Source organism: Rhodoferax sp. (genome assembly GCF_034519335.1).
Taxonomy (GTDB): Bacteria; Pseudomonadota; Gammaproteobacteria; order Burkholderiales; family Burkholderiaceae_C; genus Allorhodoferax.
This window is the reverse complement of record NZ_JAXHOL010000026.1, coordinates 13,422-33,190: the sequence shown is the minus strand read 5'-3', so window position 1 is coordinate 33,190 and position 19,769 is coordinate 13,422. Positions and strand designations below refer to the sequence as shown.

The 19,769-nt window shown below is 59.7% G+C and carries 18 protein-coding genes; 8 read left to right on the top strand and 10 right to left on the bottom strand.

Going from position 1 to position 19,769, the window contains the following annotated elements; all coding sequences use genetic code 11:
- The first annotated feature begins 75 nt into the window (after positions 1–75).
- From trxA to U5O12_RS11450, 4 genes are all read left to right on the top strand, one after another.
- On the top strand, positions 76–408 hold the full coding sequence (gene trxA / locus U5O12_RS11465; protein ID WP_105259664.1) for a thioredoxin TrxA: 333 nt from the start codon (positions 76–78) through the stop codon (positions 406–408).
- A gap of 287 nt (positions 409–695) precedes the next feature.
- Positions 696–1,958 carry a transcription termination factor Rho gene (rho, locus tag U5O12_RS11460; protein ID WP_322578763.1) on the top strand — a complete coding sequence of 421 codons (1,263 nt, stop codon included), beginning with the start codon at positions 696–698 and terminating at the stop codon, positions 1,956–1,958.
- A gap of 83 nt (positions 1,959–2,041) precedes the next feature.
- On the top strand, positions 2,042–2,299 hold the full coding sequence (locus U5O12_RS11455; RefSeq protein ID WP_105259666.1) for a type B 50S ribosomal protein L31: 258 nt from the start codon (positions 2,042–2,044) through the stop codon (positions 2,297–2,299).
- An 86-nt stretch (positions 2,300–2,385) separates the two neighbouring features.
- Positions 2,386–4,089: a hypothetical protein gene (locus tag U5O12_RS11450; RefSeq protein ID WP_322578762.1), complete on the top strand. Its 1,704-nt coding sequence runs from the start codon at positions 2,386–2,388 to the stop codon at positions 4,087–4,089.
- A gap of 4 nt (positions 4,090–4,093) precedes the next feature.
- On the opposite strand, the gene phoR is transcribed toward U5O12_RS11450, so the two are convergent.
- From phoR to pstS, 7 genes are read right to left on the bottom strand one after another with little or no spacing between them, the layout of a single operon-like run.
- Positions 4,094–5,443 carry a phosphate regulon sensor histidine kinase PhoR gene (gene phoR, locus U5O12_RS11445; protein ID WP_416221483.1) on the bottom strand — a complete coding sequence of 450 codons (1,350 nt, stop codon included), beginning with the start codon at positions 5,441–5,443 and terminating at the stop codon, positions 4,094–4,096.
- Between the two features lie 17 nt (positions 5,444–5,460).
- Positions 5,461–6,183, bottom strand: coding sequence for a phosphate regulon transcriptional regulator PhoB (phoB, locus tag U5O12_RS11440; protein WP_322578761.1), 723 nt, complete (start codon positions 6,181–6,183; stop codon positions 5,461–5,463).
- Positions 6,180–6,881 (bottom strand): phosphate signaling complex protein PhoU, encoded by a 702-nt coding sequence (gene phoU / locus U5O12_RS11435; protein WP_094478445.1) that lies wholly within the window; start codon positions 6,879–6,881, stop codon positions 6,180–6,182. The genes phoB and phoU overlap by 4 nt, the downstream gene beginning before the upstream one ends.
- 17 nt (positions 6,882–6,898) lie before the next feature.
- A complete protein-coding gene (gene pstB, locus U5O12_RS11430) occupies positions 6,899–7,678 on the bottom strand; it encodes a phosphate ABC transporter ATP-binding protein PstB (RefSeq protein WP_322578760.1) in 780 nt (259 codons plus the stop codon).
- Positions 7,679–7,712: 34 nt separating this feature from the next.
- A complete protein-coding gene (gene pstA, locus U5O12_RS11425) occupies positions 7,713–8,573 on the bottom strand; it encodes a phosphate ABC transporter permease PstA (protein WP_322578759.1) in 861 nt (286 codons plus the stop codon).
- Entirely contained in the window at positions 8,570–9,601 is a 1,032-nt protein-coding gene (gene pstC, locus U5O12_RS11420) for a phosphate ABC transporter permease subunit PstC (protein ID WP_416221481.1), read from the bottom strand. The genes pstA and pstC overlap by 4 nt, the downstream gene beginning before the upstream one ends.
- A gap of 36 nt (positions 9,602–9,637) precedes the next feature.
- The gene (pstS, locus tag U5O12_RS11415; RefSeq protein WP_322578758.1) at positions 9,638–10,681 is read right to left on the bottom strand and encodes a phosphate ABC transporter substrate-binding protein PstS; all 1,044 of its coding nucleotides are present in this window, start codon (positions 10,679–10,681) and stop codon (positions 9,638–9,640) included.
- Between the two features lie 196 nt (positions 10,682–10,877).
- On the opposite strand from pstS, the gene U5O12_RS11410 reads away from it, so the two are divergent.
- The 3 genes from U5O12_RS11410 (at position 10,878) to U5O12_RS11400 (ending at position 14,223) form a co-directional block, all read left to right on the top strand.
- Positions 10,878–11,381: a fasciclin domain-containing protein gene (locus U5O12_RS11410; protein WP_322578757.1), complete on the top strand. Its 504-nt coding sequence runs from the start codon at positions 10,878–10,880 to the stop codon at positions 11,379–11,381.
- A gap of 123 nt (positions 11,382–11,504) precedes the next feature.
- Positions 11,505–12,650 (top strand): ABC transporter substrate-binding protein, encoded by a 1,146-nt coding sequence (locus U5O12_RS11405; RefSeq protein ID WP_322578756.1) that lies wholly within the window; start codon positions 11,505–11,507, stop codon positions 12,648–12,650.
- A 70-nt stretch (positions 12,651–12,720) separates the two neighbouring features.
- Positions 12,721–14,223, top strand: coding sequence for a Ppx/GppA phosphatase family protein (locus U5O12_RS11400; protein ID WP_322578755.1), 1,503 nt, complete (start codon positions 12,721–12,723; stop codon positions 14,221–14,223).
- Between the two features lie 453 nt (positions 14,224–14,676).
- Here the strand turns inward: U5O12_RS11400 and U5O12_RS11395 are convergent, their stop codons facing one another.
- Positions 14,677–16,485 (bottom strand): phosphodiesterase, encoded by a 1,809-nt coding sequence (locus U5O12_RS11395; RefSeq protein WP_322578754.1) that lies wholly within the window; start codon positions 16,483–16,485, stop codon positions 14,677–14,679.
- A 134-nt stretch (positions 16,486–16,619) separates the two neighbouring features.
- Here U5O12_RS11395 and U5O12_RS11390 point away from each other — a divergent pair, with 134 nt between their 5' ends.
- Positions 16,620–17,135, top strand: a complete 516-nt coding sequence (locus U5O12_RS11390) for a hypothetical protein (RefSeq protein WP_322578753.1) — start codon at positions 16,620–16,622, stop codon at positions 17,133–17,135.
- Between the two features lie 17 nt (positions 17,136–17,152).
- Here U5O12_RS11390 and U5O12_RS11385 read toward each other — a convergent pair whose 3' ends face one another.
- Both U5O12_RS11385 and ppk1 read right to left on the bottom strand, forming a co-directional pair.
- Complete coding sequence (locus U5O12_RS11385; protein WP_322578752.1) at positions 17,153–17,614, bottom strand: SixA phosphatase family protein; 462 nt, start codon at positions 17,612–17,614, stop codon at positions 17,153–17,155.
- A 16-nt stretch (positions 17,615–17,630) separates the two neighbouring features.
- The gene (gene ppk1, locus U5O12_RS11380; protein ID WP_322578751.1) at positions 17,631–19,724 is read right to left on the bottom strand and encodes a polyphosphate kinase 1; all 2,094 of its coding nucleotides are present in this window, start codon (positions 19,722–19,724) and stop codon (positions 17,631–17,633) included.
- Positions 19,725–19,769 lie beyond the last annotated feature (45 nt).

The following is a 19,769-nucleotide window of genomic DNA, read 5'->3' as shown; positions in this document are numbered from 1 at the left end:
GCATGGGTGATGGGCTTGGTTTCTGTCACAATGCCGCAACTTTAGCTGCATTAGCAATCTTCCAAAGGAGCCACCATGGCCAGCGAACTCATCAAACATGTCACCGACGCCACTTTCGAAGCCGATGTGCTGGGTGCGGCACAACCCATTCTGGTGGACTACTGGGCGGAGTGGTGCGGCCCCTGCAAGATGATCGCCCCCATCCTGGACGAAGTGTCTGCCACCTACGAAGGCAAGTTGCAGATCGCCAAGATGAATGTGGACGAAAACCGCGATATCCCCGCCAAGTTCGGCATCCGCGGCATCCCTACCCTGATGTTATTCAAGGACGGTCAACTGGCTGCCACCAAAGTCGGCGCCTTGAGCAAGGCCCAACTGACAGCTTTTATCGATCAGCAGCTGGCCTGATTTGACATCTCATCGCCCCGTTCTCGGGGCGATTTTTCTGAGGGCTGGCTCACACCACGAACCACTTGGCGGCCAGCCGCGAAAGCTTCAAGCGCTAGCTGAATGCAAAAAACGGCACTGCTCCGTTTTCCTGTCATAATAAATCCCGTTCACCCGCCCACCCCAAGGCAGGCGCCGATTCCCGGCACAGAACGCAGAGGCGCTTACCCAGTTTTGCCTCTCCCCCATTCCCCCTGATTTTTGTAATTCGCCGAACATCGGTCAACGCCCTTACCGGGACTCACTCCATGCACTTAAACGAACTCAAGGCACTGCACGTGTCTGAAGTCCTCAAGCAAGCCGAAGAACTTGAGATTGAAAACACCGGCCGCATGCGCAAGCAGGAGCTGATGTTCGCCATCATCAAGAAGCGCGCGCGTACTGGGGAGCAAATCATTGCCGATGGCGTGTTGGAAATTCTGCCCGACGGCTTTGGCTTCCTGCGCAGCCCAGACACCAGCTACACCGCCAGCACCGATGACATCTACATCAGCCCCAGCCAGGTGCGCCGCTTCAACCTGCACACCGGTGACATGATTGAAGGTGAAGTGCGCACACCCAAGGACGGTGAACGCTACTTTGCACTGAACAAGCTCGACAAAGTCAACGGTGGCCCTCCAGAAGGCAACAAACACAAGGTCATGTTCGAAAACTTGACCCCGCTGTTCCCCAAGGAGCAGATGAAGCTGGAGCAAGACACCAAGGGTGAAGAGAACATCACCGGCCGCGTGATTGACATCATTGCCCCCATTGGCAAAGGCCAACGCGCCCTGATCGTGGCCCAGCCCAAGAGCGGCAAAACCGTGATGATGCAGCACATCGCGCATGCAATCTCGGCCAACTACCCCGACAGTTACCTCATGGTGCTGCTGATTGACGAGCGCCCCGAAGAAGTGACCGAAATGCAACGCACCGTCAAGGGTGAGGTGATTGCCTCCACCTTTGACGAGCCCGCAGCCCGCCACGTGCACGTAGCAGAAATGGTGATTGAGCGCGCCAAGCGCCTTGTCGAGCTGAAGAAGGACGTGGTAATCCTGTTGGACTCCATCACCCGCTTGGCCCGCGCATACAACAACGTTGTGCCTTCATCAGGCAAAGTGCTGACCGGTGGTGTGGACGCCAACGCTCTGCAGCGGCCCAAGCGCTTCTTGGGCGCAGCCCGCAATGTAGAAGAAGGCGGTAGCTTGACCATCATCGCCACTGCCCTGGTTGATACCGGCAGCCGCATGGACGAAGTGATCTTTGAAGAATTCAAGGGCACCGGCAACTCCGAAATCCACTTGGACCGCCGTCTGTACGAGAAGCGCGTGTTCCCATCCATTCAGCTCAACCGCAGCGGCACCCGCCGCGAAGAATTGTTGCTCCAGCCGGAAATCCTGCAAAAAACCCGCATCCTGCGCCAGTTCCTCTACAACATGGACGAAATTGAGTCCATGGAAATGGTGCTCAAACAAATGCGCGCCACCAAGAACAACAGCGAGTTCTTCGACATGATGCGTCGGGGCGGCTAAACATACCAATACGCTATAATCGGCGGTTTCGCGAAAAGTACGTCAGATAGGCTGACGCGGCTGACGCAACTGATGGAGAAGATATGAAAGAAGGCATTCACCCCAATTACCGCGAAGTTTGCTTCCAGGACATGTCCAATGGATTCAAATTCGTGACACGTTCTTGCGCTAACACCAAGGAAATGATCGACATGGAAGACGGCCGCAAGCTGCCCCTCTTCAAGCTCGACACAACCAGCGAATCGCACCCCTTCTACACAGGTACCCAGAAGTCCGTGGACAACATGGGTGGACGCGTGGAGCGCTTCCGCAATCGCTTCGGCAAAACTGCCGCCAAGTAATGTGGAATCAGGCTTGCGCCTGAGTTCTCTGCAAAAAGGCAGCCCGGCCCTCCGAGCTGCTTTTTTTTTGATCTGATTTTTTGCCCGTGAAACACCCCAATCCCGCCATCGTTGCGCAATCGGCCGTGCGTCGCCTACCCCGCTGGGCATTGCTATTGCTGTGCTTGAGTTATGTATGCGCAGGTTTTTTTGGCCGCGACGCGTGGCGCAGCGCCGACATCACCGCACTGGGCTTCATGGGTGTCCTGGCAAGTGGAGCGTCCTCCTGGTGGACGCCTTCTCTGATGGGCTGGTCACCAGAAACACCTGCCGTGCTTCCCTACTGGCTTGGTGCTTGGGCATTGCAACTGGCGCCTGTGGCTTGGCCCGCGGACTTGGTGGCACGCATTCCGTTTGGGCTGCTGCTGGGATTGGCATTGCTGGCCACTTGGTATGGCACGTATTACCTAGCCCGTAACCCGGCCGCGCAACCGGTAGCCTTTGCCTTCGGCGGAGAAGCACAACCGACCGACTATGCCCGGGCCATGGCCGATGGGGGCGTGCTGGCGTTCATCGCATGCCTAGGACTCGCACAACTCTCCCATGAAACAACGCCGGCATTGGCCCAACTGGGATTCAGTGCCTTGCTTTTTTATGGCATTGCAGCTTTGCCTTACCGACCTGTCGGCCCCCACATAGCAACCTTCGTGGGACTGATGGGCCTGGGTTTGTCCGGTGCACCCACCATGGCCATGCTGTACTTGCTTGGCGGCATGCTGGTGCACTGGCTAGACCGCGACAACGGCAGAACTTCGAATACGCCCCAATCAACGCAGAACAAGGACCTGGGTGCACTGCTGGCGTACGCCTGCGTGGCAGGTGTTATTGGCTACCAATTAGACCTGTGGCGATGGAAGTTGGAGGTCCCTCCATTCTCATGGCGCACAGTAGATGGATTCGCGCAACTTCTGATTTGGTTCACTTGGCCCGCTTGGCCGCTCGCGCTATGGACACTCTGGCGCTGGCGTTGGCAGCTATGGGGCTGGCGTCTGCACCGGCATCTGGCGTGGCCGGTCTGGTTTGCTGCGCTCACGGTGCTGGCAACACCATTTGGGAGCAACTCAGACCGCACACTCTTGCTCGCGTTGCCCGCTCTGGCAACTTTGGCGGCATTTGCTTTGCCCACCCTGAAGCGCCAGGTTGCCGCGCTGATCGACTGGTTCACCTTGCTGTTTTTCTCCGGCTGTGGATTCACCATCTGGGTGGTCTGGATTGCCATGCAAACGGGGGTACCCAGCCAACCGGCAGCCAACGTGGCACGGCTAGCACCAGGTTTTCAGGCCAGCTTCTCTGTGATCGCCTTTAGCGTGGCCGTCATGGCCACGCTGGCATGGGCATGGCTTGTAAAGTGGCGTGTGGGGCGGCACCGTGCCGCTATCTGGAAGAGTCTCGTACTGCCAGCGGGTGGCGCAGCCCTGTGCTGGTTGCTGCTCATGACGCTTTGGATGCCACTGCTCAACTACGCCCAAAGCTACCGCAGTCTGGTGCAGCAGGCCTCCCCTTTGGTGGGGCAGGAAGGCTGCGCGGAAACAGGAACGCTGCAAGCCGTACATGTGTCTGCGTTTCAGTGGTACAGCAACGTCCGCTTGGTCGCGGCGAATGGTGAAAGCCAATGTGAATGGCTGCTGAGCGAACCGGGCGACAACCTGGAAGTGCGCCCATCCGTGGACACCACACGCTGGATGCCCCACACCTTGCTACGCCACCCGGTAGACAAGGCAGAGGCCATCTGGTTGCTGCGCAGGCGGTAGAGATTTACACGGTGGTGACCAAGGCTGGCTCGGCAATCGCACGCACCCGGCTTGCCGGAAACACCAGAGAAAACACCGAGCCCTTGCCCGGCGTACTGTCAATACGAAGCTCGGCGCCATGGCGTTGGGCAACATGTTTGACAATAGCCAGCCCCAGCCCTGTTCCGCCCGTATCGCGCGAGCGACTGCGGTCTACACGGTAAAAACGCTCTGTCAGGCGTGGTACGTGCTCCGGTGCAATTCCCGGCCCCGTGTCTTCGACCGACAGCACACACGCGCCACTTGTCAGGGACTGCCAACGCACATGGATGCTCTTGTCCGCAGGGGTGTAACGAACAGCATTTCCAATGAGGTTGAACACTGCGCTATAGAGCTCGGGTTGTGAGCCGGCAAGTTCGCACGCTGGTCCCGCTTCAAACACGATGTCCTGGGGCCTCCCCCACAACAGGCGTGAGAGCTCCATGGCTTCCGCCTCACATGTTCGCAGCACGGCAGGCACGGACACCCAATCATGCACGGAGGGCAAGGGGCTGCCCTCCAAACGCGACAAGGTCAGCAGATCATTGACCAAGCTTTGCATACGTTGCGCTTGCTGGGCCATCAGCCCCAGATATCGCTGCCGGTCTTCTTCCCCCAAGGGCAATGCCTGCAGGGTCTCCACGAATCCCGCCAGCACGGTGAGTGGTGTACGAATTTCATGCGACACATTGGCGACAAAATCCCTGCGCATCGCCTCGGCCTGCTCCACCGCGGTGATGTCACGCGACAAAAGCAGGCTTCGCCCCTCGCCATAGGGGTGCAGATGGACGGACAAACGCACGGGTTTGGCACTCGTACTGTCACGACCGGGCATCACCACGTCATGGCTGAAATTGCGTTCAGAAAAATAGGCTGCAAACTCGGGGTCCCGCACCAAGTTGCCAAAATGCTGGAGCAGGTCACGACGCGCGTCGAAGCCGAAGTGTTCACCCGCGATCTGGTTAAACCACTCAATGCGTCCCTGCGCATCCAGCAAGACAACCCCGTTGGGAGATGCCTGCAGGGCGGCCAAGAAATCTTGTAGTTTGCCCTCGCCCTCAACGACTTGGCGCTCGCGGGCTCGCAACAATCGACGCATCCGGTCTGCAGCTTCCCCCCACAAACCCTGCCCCAAAGCCACTTCGGTGGACTCCCCACGCCGCAGCCAGTTCAACAGACGAAACCCGCGTACTGCATCCAACAGCAACCAGACGTACCCCGCGCCAATGGCAGCAACCAAGGCCATCAATACGCGCGCTCCCGGCTCAACCAATACCCACGCCAATGCAGCAGCCGCAGCCTGCAGCCCCACAAAGGACAACACGCGCCACACCATGCCCGATCCGCCTTGGTTCACACGCTAGCTTTATCAGCAGACACCGCAACAGCGGGCTTGGCAGTCAATCGGTAACCGGCGCCACGAACCGTTTCCACCATCGTTCCTGCCAAGGTCAGAGCCTCACGCAAACGTTTCACGTGCACGTCCACGGTTCGCTCTTCTATGTAGACGTGGTCGCCCCACACCTTGTCGAGCAGTTGGGCCCGGCTATGCACGCGCTCGGCATGCCCCATCAGGTAATGCAGCAGCTTGAACTCCGTGGGACCAAGCTTCAGGGCTTGCCCCTCGAAGGTCACCCGATGGGTAGATGGATCCAGGCTCAGGCCAGCGATGGTGATGACCTCGCCCGCCTCTTCGGGCGCGCGGCGACGCAACACAGCGCGGACACGCGCCAGCAACTCTTTGGTGGAGAACGGCTTGGCAATGTAGTCATCGGCTCCGGCATCCAACCCTGCAACACGGTCCGCCTCGTCACCGCGCGCTGTGAGCATGATGATGGGCGTGTCTTTGGTACGAGCATCAGTGCGCCAGCGCTTGGCCAACGTCAAGCCACTCTCACCCGGCAACATCCAGTCCAGCAAAATCAGGTCGGGCACAGCCGCATCAATCTCTCGCTGGGCAGAATCGCTGTCCATGGCCCAGCGGGGGCGAAAGCCGTTGTGCCGCAGGTTGACTGCAATAAGTTCGGCAATGGCCGACTCATCTTCAACCACCAGGACGGCAGGCATATTTCTCATTTGACGATGGACTCGATTTTTTCCATGGTGGAGTGGCGAACATCTTCACCCTTGACCACGTAAATGATGAACTCGGCAATGTTCTTGGCATGGTCACCGATGCGCTCAATCGCCTTGGCCAGGAACAACAAGTCCAGGCTAGGGGAGATCATGCGGGGGTCTTCCATCATGTAGGTCACCAGCTTGCGCACAAAGCCGTCGAACTCGGCGTCAATCAAGTCATCCTCTTTCAGGATGGCCACAGCCGCGTTCACGTCCAGGCGGGCAAAAGCGTCAAGTGCCTTGTTCAACAAACCGGAAGCGAGATCGGCAGCCACACGTAGCTCCAGCGATGGCAACGACCGTGGTGCACCGCTCTGGATGATGGAGCGCACCATGCGGGCAATCTTCTCGGCTTCATCACCCACACGCTCCAGGTTGGCGGTGGTTTTGGAGATGGCGATCAAGAGGCGCAGGTCGCGCGCGGTGGGCTGACGGCGCGCAATGATGGAGGACAGATCACGGTCGATCTCGATTTCCATGGCATTGACGCGGGCCTCGCGCGAGGTCACCTCGTTGGCCACTTCGACGCTGAACTGGGACAGCGCGTAAATGGCTTGGCGAATTTGCGACTCCACCAGCCCGCCAAGTTCCATAACCTGGGTGGAGACCGATGTGAGTTCACTGTCGAATTGGGTAGAGAGATGTTTATCAGACATGGGAGCCTCTGTGTCGATCAGCCGAAGCGGCCGGTGATGTAGTCTTCGGTTTCTTTACGCGTGGGTTTGAAGAACATTTGCTCGGTAGGACCAAACTCCACCAAGTCACCCAGGTACATGTAAGCGGTGTAATCGCTGCAACGCGCAGCCTGTTGCATGTTGTGCGTGACGATGACCACGGTGTAGTCGTTCTTCAATTCCACAATCAACTCCTCCACCTTGGCAGTGGAAATCGGGTCCAGCGCCGAGCAGGGCTCGTCGAGCAACAACACTTCGGGCTTGATGGCAATGCCGCGTGCAATACACAGGCGTTGCTGTTGGCCGCCCGACAGGCTGGAGCCGCTCTGGTGCAGCTTGTCTTTCACCTCGGTCCACAGGGCCGATTTGCGCAGCGCCCACTCCACCCGCTCTTCCATGTCGGTTGCATTGAGATTTTCGAACAGCTTCACACCGAAGGCGATGTTGTCGTAAATCGACATGGGGAATGGCGTGGGCTTCTGGAACACCATGCCGACCTTGGCGCGCAGCAGCGCCACGTCCTCTTTGCTGGTCAGCAGATTCTCGCCGTCCAGCAGGATCTGGCCTTCAGCGCGTTGCTCAGGGTAGAGCTCGAACATGCGGTTGAAGATGCGCAGCAAGGTGGACTTGCCGCAACCCGAAGGACCGATGAAGGCTGTGACGCGCTTCTCGGGGATTTCCAGGTTGATGCCCTTGAGGGCGTGGAATTTGCCGTAGTAGAAGTTCAGGTCTTTGACCGAAATCTTGGACTTGGTCGGGGCGCTAGGGGTGTTCAACATAACGATATTTCCGTTCAATGTGAGCCGTGAGGCCTCAGGATTTGTTGCGGGTCAGCACCCGGGCGAGAATGTTCAGACCCAGCACGGCAATGGTGATGAGGAAGACGCCCGCCCAAGCCAGCTGCTGCCAGTTTTCATAGGGGCTCATGGCGAACTTGAAGATCGTGACCGGCAGGCTGGCCATGGGTTCACCCAACGACGAGGTCCAGAATTGATTGCTCAGTGCGGTGAACAACAACGGCGCAGTCTCGCCGGCAATGCGGGCCACAGCCAGCAGGACACCGGTGATCACACCCGCACGGGCGGCCTTCAGTGTGATGCTCAAAATGACCTTCCACTTGGGTGCACCTAATGCGTAGGCCGCTTCACGCAAACCAGCCGGCACGAGTTGCAGCATGTTTTCGGTGGTGCGGATCACCACGGGAATTACGATCAGCGACAAGGCCAAAATGCCGGCGTAACCGGAGAAGGTCTTAAAGCGCGACACCACTACGGCGTACACAAACAAGCCAATCACGATGGACGGCGCGGACAGCAAAATATCGTTCACAAACCGGGTGAGCGAAGCCAGCCAGCTTTTGGAGTCAAACTCGGCCAAATAAATACCTGCCATCACGCCGACCGGGGTGCCCACGCAAGTGGCCAGAAACACCATCAGGAAAGAGCCGTAGATCGCATTGGCCAAGCCGCCTTCCTCGTTGGGCGGCGGTGTCATCTGGGACAAGGTAGCCCAGTTCATGCCGCCAATACCCAAGCGAAACGTTTCCCACAAGATCCAGAACAACCAGAACAAGCCAAAGGCCATGGCAGCCAGGGCCAGGCCCGTGGCAATGTAATTCACACGCTTGCGCTGGGCAAAGCGGGCAGCGCGGACTTGCGTCAGGGTGGCGCTCATGTTTTGGTTCCTTCGGCTTTACGCAGCTGAGACAGCAGCAGCTTGGACAGCGACAGAATGACGAATGTGATGAAGAACAGCACCAAGCCCAGGTACATCAAGGCCGCTTGGTGCAGCCCCTCGCCAGCTTCAGCAAATTCATTGGCCAGCGCAGACGTGATGCTGTTGGCAGCCTGGAACAGGCTCAGCGAATCGAGCTGGTTGAAGTTGCCGATGACAAAGGTCACGGCCATGGTCTCGCCAATGGCGCGCCCCAGGCCGAGCATGATGCCGCCGATCACGCCGGTCTTGGTATAGGGCAACACCACCTTGGACACGACTTCCCAAGTAGTGGCACCCAGGCCATAGGCCGACTCTTTGAGCAGTGGCGGAGTCACCTCAAACACATCACGCATCACCGAAGCAATGAAAGGGATGATCATGATGGCCAGGATGATGCCGGCCGACAAAATACCAATACCTACGGGCGGGCCGGAGAAAAATGCACCGAGGTAAGGGATACCGTTGGTCAGCGCTTGCAGCGGCTGTTGCACATAGGTGGCCAGCACTGGGCCGAACACCAGCAGACCCCACATGCCGTACACGATGGATGGCACTGCGGCCAATAGTTCGATGGCGGTGCCCAGCGGGCGCTTGAGCCAGGCGGGAGACAGCTCGGTCAGGAACAGGGCAATGCCAAAACTCACTGGAACCGCAATCAGCAGCGCGATGAACGAGGTGGCCAAGGTGCCATAAATCATCACCAAACCGCCAAACTCTTCCTGCACCGGATCCCAAGTTGAGTTGGTGAGAAAAGACAGGCCGTATTTGCTGATGGCGGGCCAAGCGCTAATGGTCAGCGTCACCAAGATGGCAAACAGAAGACCGAGTGTCAGCAGGGCAGAACCCTTGGCACACCAGCCAAAAATACGGTCGACCAGCGGACCGGAACGGGCACGTTTGACGGGAGGAGGTTGGGTCATGGCACGGGTAGGCGAAGTAGCAGACAGGCTGGACGGGGAATCCCCATGCACGAGTGTAGAGGACATGGGGTTGTTCTCCGTCAGTTCAGTGGTAGTGGTCGATTACTTGAAGGCCACAGGCTTGCCAGCACCGTCCTTGATCTCGCCCCAGGATTTCTGGATGGCAGCGACCACGGAATCGGGCATGGGCACATAGTCCAGATCGGCTGCGGCCTTGTCACCGTTGGCATAGGCCCAGTTGAAGAACTTCAGCGCTTCAGTGGCGTTGGCGGGCTTGTCCTGCTTCACATGCATCAGGATGAAGGTTGCACCGCTAATAGGCCAAGCGTCCTTGCCAGGCTGGTTCGTCAGGATGTGGTAGAAAGTCTTGGTCCAATCGGCCCCGGCCGCTGCGGCCTTGAAAGCGTCGTCTTCAGGCTTCACAAAGTTACCGGCCGAGTTTTGCATCACAGCGTAATTCAGCTTGTTTTGCTTGACGTAGGAATACTCCACATATCCCATGGAGTTAGGCAGGCGTCCCACAAAAGCGGCCACGCCTTCATTGCCCTTGCCGCCAGCGCCCACTGGCCAGTTCACGGCAGTGCCCTCGCCCACTTTGGACTTCCACTCCGCATTCACTTTGCTCAGGTAGTTGGTGAAGATGAAGGTGGTACCAGAACCGTCCGCACGGCGCACTTGGGCGATCGCTGCGTCAGGCAGGGGCAATGTGGGGTTCAACGCCTTGATGGCGGGGTCGTTCCACTTGGAAATCTTGCCCAGGAAAATGTCGCCCAGCAGCTGGCCGGTCAGCTTCAATTGGCCTGGCTCAATACCCTTGACGTTGATCACGGGCACCACGCCGCCCATCACAGTGGGGAACTGCATCTGGCCTTTGGACTTGAGCACTTCGTCTGTCTGTGGCATGTCGGATGCGCCGAAATCGACAGTTTTGGAGTCAATTTGTTTGATACCACCACCGGAACCGATGGACTGGTAGTTCACTTTCACGCCGGTGGCCTTGTTGTAGTCAGAGGCCCACTTGGCGTAGATGGGGGCGGGGAAAGTAGCGCCCGCACCGGTAATTTCTTGGGCGCCAGCAGCACCGGCAAAGCCCACTGCTGCGGTCATTGCAGAGACCAGCAGTGCGCGTTGGAAGGAAATAATCATAAGTAAAACCTCAGTCGGTTGGTTGATAAAACGGCGAACGATGTGAATTTAAGAACCTTTTGTGACAAAGGCATGACATAGGATGGTTTTTCGGGAGCCCCGGACGGTTCGGTCCACGTCATGCAATTTTCAAGCTTTTGTCATATTCTTGTCATGCGACCTTTCTACGCTTCGCGCTTTCAACTCGGAGCACACCATGACATTCAGCACCCATCTCACCCTTGGCCGCCGCACCTTGTTGGCTGCCGCCCTGCTCACCGGCATGGTGGGCTGTGCCACCCGTCCGACTCCGGTCGACGTGGCCCAAACGCTGGCCAACACCCCCGCCCTGAGCACCCTCAACACCCTGGTGGCCCAAGCCGGATTGACCGCAACCCTGAAAACGGGTGGCCCCTTCACGGTGTTTGCCCCCAGCAACGATGCCTTCAAAGCTGTGCCTGCCAAAACCATGGACGAGCTGGCCAAGAACCCTGAAAAGCTCAAAGCATTGCTGGCCTACCACGTGGTACCCGCCAAGCTGATGGCCGCTGACGTGAAAAACAGCAAAGTGAAGTCGGTTCAAGGCAGCATGCTGGCCCTGTCCAAGGCCGGCGAATTCGTCACCGTGGAAACCGCCGCCGTCACCCAGGCAGACATTGCAGCCACCAACGGCGTGGTGCACATCGTGGACACCGTGTTGCCAGCGCCCGCAGGCAAGTAATCCACCCCTGCCAGCGCCCATGGCCCGATTTCGGGCCATTTTTTATTCATATTGGCACCTAGCCCTTATGGAATATGCGCAAATAGCTCCTGTTTTCATAGCAAAAACTCGTTGGAACACCCTATGTTTAACACTTCGCCCCGCCTGGCCTCGCGCCGCATCTTTTTAGGGTCCTTGGCCTGCAGCGCAGGTCTGCTCAGCACATCCAGCTGGGCCCAAAGCCCCCGTGCGAACGCTGCCTCGCCCAGTGTTCTCCAGATTGTGGACATGTCGGACAGCCAAATCGATGTTTCCAAAGACTTCCTGGTGGGGGCACGCGCTGCATGGCAAGACCTCAACAGCCGCGGCGGCGTGCGTGGAAAAGCCATCAAACATGTGGTGCTTGAAGTGGATGGCAGCGCACCGTCCCTACGCTCCGCTGTGGACGCCCTCAAGGCCATGCCAGAGTGCCTGGCAGTGGTAGGGAGCACCGGTCACCGGGCGGCCACCCAGCTTGCAACCCTGCTGCAGCGTGAAGTGGCCGAAGTCGCCCACGTGGCGCCCTGGTTGCACAGCCAGCCCCCGGAGGGACAAGACACCACTTTTGGCATTTTCGCCACGCGGCAAGAGCAGATCAGCCATGCCGTGAAGTCGCTCTCTATCATGGGCGTAACTGAAGTGGGCGCTGTGTTTGCGTCTGCCGCGGAGCGGACCAGTTACCAAGCCGACTTGGAGCAGGCTGCTGCCAGCCTGAAACTCAAGCTCAGGACCTATGTGCCCAGCAACGGCCTGCAAGCCCTGGCCAACGAGCTGCGACCCGACAGCCCCCGTATCCTAATTTTTTTGGGCGGCACGCCCGAGCTGCTGCAGTTTTCCCAGGGAATCGAAAAACAGGCGGCGCAGCGTTACATCGTCGCCATGTCGGATGTAAACCTACAGGTTCTGCAACAGTTGGGGGTCTCCCGCTTTACGCCGGTCATCGCTACCCAGGCAGTGCCGCCGGTGAATGGCAACCAGCCCATCGTGCGCAACTACCGGGAAACCCTGAACCGCCTGTACGACGAACCCCCTACGCCGCAAAGCCTGGCCGGCTACCTTTCAGCCCGCTACGCACAAGAGGTGCTGGGCAACCTGGACGGTGCCCTGAACCGCGCCAATACCCTGCAAGCCTTCGCCCGCCGCCTGCCCGTGGACCTGGGGGGCTTTCGCATCAACCCCGATCCGCGGCGAATAACCCCGGCGTTTGTCACCCAAAGCATGGTGGCCGCTGATGGCCGCTTGGTGGGCTAACGCCCGCTGCCCGGCCGCAGGCCGGTGCTATGCTCTTCGCAGCTTTTAACCCTTACCTGACACAACGTCGATGCAAAACGGAAATCGCCTGGCCGCCGTGGACCTGGGCTCCAACAGCTTCCGCCTGGAAATTGGGCGTGTAGACCACGGTGAATTTCGACGGACCGAGTACCTCAAAGAGACCGTGCGCCAAGGTGGCGGTCTGGACGAAGACCGCAACCTCACCCCCGCGGCCATGCAAGCCGGGTGGGAATGCCTGGCGCGCTTTGGCGAACGACTGGCCGGCTTCAAGCCCGGTGAAGTCAAGGCCGTGGCCACCCAGACCCTGCGCGAGGCACGCAACCGCGACGCCTTTCTGGAGCGTGCCAATGCCGTGCTGGGCTTTCCCATCGACGTCATCTCCGGCCGCGAAGAGGCTCGCCTGATCTACCAAGGCGTGGCCCACATGCTGCCCGCCTCTGACGAGCGCCGCCTGGTGGTGGACATTGGCGGCCGTTCAACCGAGTTGATTCTGGGCACCGGGCTCACGCCCACGGTGATGGAGTCCTACCGCGTGGGCAGCATTGCCTGGTCCAAGCGCTATTTCCCCGACGGCCAATTCAGCAAAAAATCGTTTGAGATGGCCGAGATTGCCGCCAAGGCCGTGCTGGATGAAGCGCTGGACGCCTATCCGCCCGACCGCTGGGACACCGCCTACGGCTCCGCCGGCACGGTGGGCGCCATTGGCGATGTGCTGGTGGCCGCGGGCTGGCCCGCCGGCGTCGTCTCGCAAGATGGACTGGACTGGTTGCTGGAGCGCCTGATTGCCGCCCAAAGCGCCGACCGCCTGCGCCTGCCCGGCATGCGCGAGGACCGCAAAACCATCATTGGTGGAGGCGTGAGTGTGATGCGCGCCGTCTTCAGCTTGCTGGGCATCACCGAAATGCAGCACGCCGCTGGCGGCCTGCGCCACGGCCTCATTTGTGACCTGCTGGGCACCGCCAACACCTATGGCGACCTGCGCGCCAAAAGTGTGCAGCGCTTGGCCAGCAAGTTCAATGTAGACACCACCCACGGTGAGCGCGTCAGTACTGTGGCCACCCACCTGCTGCAACAGGTGCTGGACGTCCCGGTGGACGAGCAACACCCCGAACATGGCCGCACCTTCCGCAAGCTGCAATGGGCGGCCCGCCTGCATGAAATTGGCAGCCACATTTCGCACAGCGATTACCACAAACACGGTGCCTACATCCTGGACAACGCCGACGCGGCGGGTTTCTCGCTGTCTGAGATGCACCGCCTGAGCCTGCTGGTACTGGGGCACCGCGGCAAACTGCGCAAGCTGGAGGCCTCACTGGAGCAGGACGACCTGGTGCTGCAGCTGATGTGTCTGCGTTTGGCCGTGATCCTGTGCCACGCACGCCGTGCACCTGACCTGCAGGGCATGGTGCTGGCGCGTGGTGAGGACCATACGTTCCGGCTGCGTTGCCGCAATGGGTGGGCTACGGCTTTCCCGCAGAGTGCGCACCTCTTGCAAGAGGAAGTGCAGCTTTGGCAAAAGACGCCTTGGAGTTTGGAGTTGCTTGGGGTTTAGGTTTTTCTTGAGCCCCCTTCCTCTTGGGCCTTCGCTTTCTTGGTGCGCCTGCACCGCTTTTTTTGACACCCACTCCCCCAGCCCCTCGCCCCGTCGGCGAGGGGAGCTTTCAACAGCCATATCTTGCTTTTGCGCGCCGGACGCGGGCTACGCGCGTGAGGTTGCCACCGTTAGCTCGCGCCACGGCCCTGGGCTGCGGTTGTGGATACCTCGGAGATGTTTGTTCGGCACGGCTGGCGGCTGCGCCCGCCAGCGGCTCCGCGCAACCATATTGGCAGTGACTACAACCGTTGGCACTGGCCGTGGCGCACCCATCCAGTGGCAGCGGTACTTTTGTAGCGCCGTAGCCGGAACACTCCCACAAAATACGGCTGTTGAAAGCTCCCCTCGCCGACGGGGCGAGGGGCTGGGGGAGTGGGTGTCAAAAAAAGCGGTGCAACCCCACAAAAACCATCAAAGCACCCCAGCCTCACGCTCCCACAACCCCACCCCCGCCTGCTTGGCCGCATGCTTGGCCATTGCCGCCAGATTCGCCACATCTTCAGCCCGCGAAAACTGGCTGCCATCAATCACCGCCGCGCCAATGGACAGCGTGGTGCACGGGAAAAAGCGCTGCACACCGTGCCGGTCTTCGGCCTCAATACCACCGCGCTCACGCGCTGCTTCGTCAAACATGGCAAGCGCACGCTCCGCAAACTCCGCCACCAGGCGCTCGCAACGCACCCTCCAGTCTGGGCTCTGAAACAGGATGATGAAATCGTCGCCCCCCACGTGGCCCAGAAAATCGCGCTGGGAATCGCACTGCTCCATGGCGATGCGGGCCAGCAAGCGGATCATTTCGTCACCCCGCCAGTAGCCGTAGTAGTCGTTAAACGGCTTGAAATTGTTCAGGTCGGCATAACAGGCCACAAACCGCACCTGCTTTTTGAGCAGTCGTTCCATGTGCTGGCTGATGGGAATATTTCCCGGCAAAAAGGTCAGTGGGTTGGCATGGCGCGCTGCCTCAATGCGGGTCTCAGTCACCGAGCGCACCAACTGGTCACCCGTGCCGAGGCCCACATAGCGGCCGTTTTCGGTGGCAATAAAGCCATCGTTCAAATAGCGCTGGTCTTGTGATGTGAGAATGCCCACCAACTCGTCCACGCTGTGCTCGCGCTCAATCAACCGCGGCTCCGGGTTGGCGTGCACGACACACGGTTTGCGACCCCACACTTCGCGGTAAAAAAGTTTGCTGTATTCGTTCATGAACAGCGCGCGGTTGATAATGCCCACAGGCCGCTCGCCCTCCAACATCGCCACCGCATGCAAGGTGGGGTGCTCCAAAAAAATTTCGGCCAGCGTGTCGTTATGCGTATCCGGTGTCACCGTCGGGGCGCGCAACAGAGAGAGGCTGCGCAAATGTCCGCCTTGCGACATGCGTCCGAGTTCGGGAAACACCGCGACCTGTCGCTCACCAAGCACCCGCTGCGGGTCCACCCCCAGGTACTTCAGCGGCTTGCGGTCCGGGTGGCCCAAAAAGTAGCCCTGTCCATACTCGATGCCCAGGTCACGCAACACGCGCAAATCCTCAGCTGTCTCTATGCCCTCTGCCACCAGCGAGCTGCCAAAGATGGTGGCAATCTGCTGCAAGGCCTGGATGGTTTTGAGCTTGTCCCCATGGGCGCTGATGTTGCGTGTGAAGTACTTGTCGATCTTCACGATCTCGGGCTTGAGCTGGGACCACAGGCGCAAGCTGGAGTGGCCGTCGCCAAAGTCGTCCAGCGCGAGCGACACACCGGCCGAGCGGATTTCCTGCACCACCTCGGCCAGGCGGTCCATGCTATCCACACGTTCGTGTTCGGTGATCTCCAGCACCAAGGTACGCGGCATCACACGCAAGTCCAGGATCCAACGCAATAAGCCCTCGCGTCCGCGCAAATTGAATACACGCACCAAGGCATTCGCGCTGATGTTCACAAACAGGCGCCCACCACTGCGCATATGCCCCCAGTGGCGCAGGGTGGCCACCACACAGGCACTTTCAAACTCGTACCCCAGGTCTTCCTGTGCAGCCGCGCGCAAGAGGTTGTCGGGGGTGTGCAGTGCGGTGCCCGAGGGCCCTCGGATCAGTGCCTCGTGGGCGTGGATAGAGGCATCCGAAAGATTGACGATGGGCTGAAATACAGGGTACAGGCTGGCGTTTTGCAAGACCTGTTGCAGTGGCCCCTGGCCTGGGGCAAGGGGTGCAATGCCGGATACCAATCGCAAAGGCTGTGGCTGCATGGCACGTTCTCCAAGACACTCGGGGCCGTGAGTTTATGAAGTCTTGGTGACAGTGTTATGACAGTGCTTGACCACACAATTTGGACCTAGAATTAAACGGTATAAACCGTTTCACTTTTTGAGGAAATTTGCAGATGACACCGACAGAAAAAATGCCCGCCGCCCAACCCACTGCTGCTCCCGTGGCTCCCACCAAACCGGTTGCCAGCAAGAAGCCAGCGGACAAACCAGCAGCCAAACCAGTGGCCAAAGCTACCAAGCCCGTGGATCCCAAGCCGGCCCCCAAAGCCAAACCCGTAGCCGCCAAAAAGGCGACGGTCAGCGCACCAAAGAAAGCGGCCACCACCGCGACCAAAGCGGTTGCCAAAGCCATTGCAAAACCGGCTGCCAAACCCGCGGCACCCAAGCCCCCCAAGGCCAAGAAGCCCAAGATGGTGCGCGACAGCTTCACCATCCCCAAGCCTGAATACGATGTGCTGGACGTGCTCAAGCTGCGCGCAGCCAAGCTGGGTAACCCCGTCAAGAAAACCGAGCTGATCCGCGCTGGCGTGAAGGCCATTGCAGCGCTCTCCGATGCGGCCTTCAAACAGGCCTTGCTGGCCGTACCCAGCCTGAAGACCGGTCGCCCTGCGAAGGCCAAGAAAGCTTAAAACCTGAAGCGGCTGCGCTACAGCAGCTCGGGGGATTGGACTGTGACCACCACGGTTTGGCCCACTCCCTCGCGTTCGCGGTAGCGCAGCCACCACACAGCGCCTTTTTTAATGGCGCATTCGCTCTCGTTCAGTCCCAAGAGACGCGAAATGGTTTGTCCCAAGGTGGGCTGGTGGCCCACTACCAGCACACAGCCCTTGGCATGGGGCCACTGCACCAGACCCAGCAAGTCTTCCACGCTGCCCAGCGGAGCAATGGCGGAATGCTTTTTGAACTTTCTCCCGAGGGCCTGCGCAGTCTGGTCGGTGCGCACCGCCGGACTGGCCCAAATCTTGGTGCCATCAGGCAACTGACGGTCTAGCCAGGCCGCCATACGGGTGGCCTGCTTGTCACCTTTGCTCGTCAGAGTGCGCAGCATGTCGTCGCCCACCAGATCCAGGTCAATGGCTTCGGCGTGACGCCAGAGAATCAAATCCATTGCTCCCCCTCCCTGTTCAGTTGCTGTCACTGCGGGCGTAGCGCGTCATCAATGCAGCCTGCGCCCCATGCGCCGGAGCATGGGGGCTGTGCTGCACGCGCTGGTAGTGGCCGTCGGCCCCCAGGTCCCAGGCGTCCACCCCATCATGCAAATACGCCACCAGGCACTCGTCCACGATGCGCTGGCGCAATGCCGGTTCAGTCACCGGCCAGGCCAACTCCACGCGGCGCACCATGTTGCGGTTCATCCAGTCGGCGCTCGAGAGGTAGAGGTCTTCGGCCTCCCCTTCGCGGAAATAGAACACCCGCGAGTGCTCCAGAAACCGGCCGATGACCGAGCGCACGCGGATGTTCTCGGTGCGGCCCGGCACCCGGGCGGGCAGCATGCATGCGCCACGCACAATCAGGTCAATCTGCACACCCTGCGCGCCCGCGCGCATCAGGCTGCGGATCAGGGCTTCGTCGGTCAGTGAGTTCATCTTCGCCACAATGCGGGTGGACACCCCGCGGCGCGCTGCGTCACCCAGTGCGTCGATCTTGGCCACCAGGTTGCGGTGCAAATGAAACGGTGCCATCCACATCTTGGACAGGCGTGGCAGCTTGCTCTGGCTGGCCAGATGCACAAACACGTGCTCCATGTCGGTGGTGATGGCTGCATCAGCCGTAAGGTGGCTCAAGTCGGTGTAAAGCTTGGCAGTGCGCGGGTTGTAATTGCCGGTTGACAAGTGCCCATAACGTTTGAGTGCCTTGCCTTCGCGTCGGGTAATCAACATCATCTTGGCGTGTGTCTTGAGACCCACCACGCCGTACACCACCTGCGCGCCGATGGACTCCAGCATCTCGGCCCAGTTGATGTTGGCCTCTTCGTCAAAACGCGCCTTGAGTTCTACCACCACGGTCACTTCTTTGCCCCGGCGCACGGCCTCGCGCAGCAAGTCCATCAGCGCTGAATCGGCCCCCGTGCGGTAGATGGTTTGCTTGATAGCCAGCACCTGTGGGTCATTGACGGCCTCGCGCAAAAACGTCAGTACACCGTCAAAACTCTCAAAAGGCTGGTGGATCAGAATGTCGCCCTGGCGCAGCTGTGCAAACAGCGATTGGCCCTGCTGCAGTTGCACCGGGTAAGACGGACGGTAGGTTGGGAAACACAGCTCGGGGCGGCTCACCAAGTCGATGAGCTGGGTGAGACGCCCCAAATTGACGGGCCCGTGTACGCGGTACAGCGCTCTGGATGGCAATGCAAACTGCTTGAGCAAAAAGTCCGCCAGATGTTCGGAGCACCCGGCAGAAACCTCCAGCCGCACGGCCTGGCCGTAATGGCGGTGCACCAAGCCCTGGCGCAGGGCGGTGCGCAGGTTCTGTACATCGTCCTCGTCCACCGCCAGGTCCGAATGGCGGGTAACGCGGAACTGCGAAAACTGCCCCACCACGCGCCCCGGAAACAAGGAGTCCAGGTGCGCGCGAATCACGCTGGAGAGCGACACAAACAGGGTGCGCTTGCCAGATACCTTGTCGGGCATGCGAATCAGACGTGGCAGTACACGCGGCACTTTCACAATCGCAATTTCGTTCTCGCGCCCAAAAGCGTCCTTGCCACTGAGCCGGACAATGAAATTGAGCGACTTGTTGGCCACCTGCGGAAACGGGTGCGCCGGGTCCAGCCCCACCGGAATCAAAAGCGGGCGCACTTCACGCTCGAAATACTGCCGCACCCATGCGCGCTGGGCGGCGTTGCGATCGCCATGCGAGACGATGTGCAGGCCCTCGCGTTCGAATGCTGGCATGAGCCGCTCGTTGAAGAGCGTGTACTGGCGCGCCACCAGGGTGTGCAGGGCATCCGCCAGGCGCTCAAAGGAGCCGACGGTGAACTGGCCCTTGTGGTCGTTCGCCTGACTGGCCGAGAGGTGGGGCTCGGCACGCACTTCAAAAAATTCATCCAGGTTGCTGGAGACGATGCACAGATAACGCAAGCGCTCCAGCAGCGGCACGTCGTCGCGCTCAGCCCAGTTCAGCACCCGCTCGTTAAAGGCCAGCAGGCTGTGGTCGCGGTCCAGCAGATCGGGTGCGGCCAAGACAGGTTTGACAAGACGCTTGCGGACAACGGACACCATGAAAACCCACCCATTTATGACACATCGGTGAAGGATTGTTGACGT

Bases quoted from the DNA above. Each gene is read 5' to 3' on its own strand.
- phoR (WP_416221483.1), bottom strand. From the start codon at position 5,443: ATGGTGTGGCGCGTGTTGTCCTTTGTGGGGCTGCAGGCTGCGGCTGCT.
- U5O12_RS11385 (WP_322578752.1), bottom strand. From the start codon at position 17,614: ATGGATTTGATTCTCTGGCGTCACGCCGAAGCCATTGACCTGGATCTG.
- pstB (WP_322578760.1), bottom strand. From the start codon at position 7,678: ATGTTGAACACCCCTAGCGCCCCGACCAAGTCCAAGATTTCGGTCAAA.
- pstC (WP_416221481.1), bottom strand. From the start codon at position 9,601: ATGTCCTCTACACTCGTGCATGGGGATTCCCCGTCCAGCCTGTCTGCT.
- pstA (WP_322578759.1), bottom strand. From the start codon at position 8,573: ATGAGCGCCACCCTGACGCAAGTCCGCGCTGCCCGCTTTGCCCAGCGC.
- trxA (WP_105259664.1), top strand. From the start codon at position 76: ATGGCCAGCGAACTCATCAAACATGTCACCGACGCCACTTTCGAAGCC.
- U5O12_RS11455 (WP_105259666.1), top strand. From the start codon at position 2,042: ATGAAAGAAGGCATTCACCCCAATTACCGCGAAGTTTGCTTCCAGGAC.
- U5O12_RS11410 (WP_322578757.1), top strand. From the start codon at position 10,878: ATGACATTCAGCACCCATCTCACCCTTGGCCGCCGCACCTTGTTGGCT.
- U5O12_RS11390 (WP_322578753.1), top strand. From the start codon at position 16,620: ATGACACCGACAGAAAAAATGCCCGCCGCCCAACCCACTGCTGCTCCC.
- U5O12_RS11405 (WP_322578756.1), top strand. From the start codon at position 11,505: ATGTTTAACACTTCGCCCCGCCTGGCCTCGCGCCGCATCTTTTTAGGG.
- U5O12_RS11400 (WP_322578755.1), top strand. From the start codon at position 12,721: ATGCAAAACGGAAATCGCCTGGCCGCCGTGGACCTGGGCTCCAACAGC.
- phoB (WP_322578761.1), bottom strand. From the start codon at position 6,183: ATGAGAAATATGCCTGCCGTCCTGGTGGTTGAAGATGAGTCGGCCATT.
- pstS (WP_322578758.1), bottom strand. From the start codon at position 10,681: ATGATTATTTCCTTCCAACGCGCACTGCTGGTCTCTGCAATGACCGCA.
- ppk1 (WP_322578751.1), bottom strand. From the start codon at position 19,724: ATGGTGTCCGTTGTCCGCAAGCGTCTTGTCAAACCTGTCTTGGCCGCA.
- phoU (WP_094478445.1), bottom strand. From the start codon at position 6,881: ATGTCTGATAAACATCTCTCTACCCAATTCGACAGTGAACTCACATCG.
- U5O12_RS11395 (WP_322578754.1), bottom strand. From the start codon at position 16,485: ATGCAGCCACAGCCTTTGCGATTGGTATCCGGCATTGCACCCCTTGCC.
- rho (WP_322578763.1), top strand. From the start codon at position 696: ATGCACTTAAACGAACTCAAGGCACTGCACGTGTCTGAAGTCCTCAAG.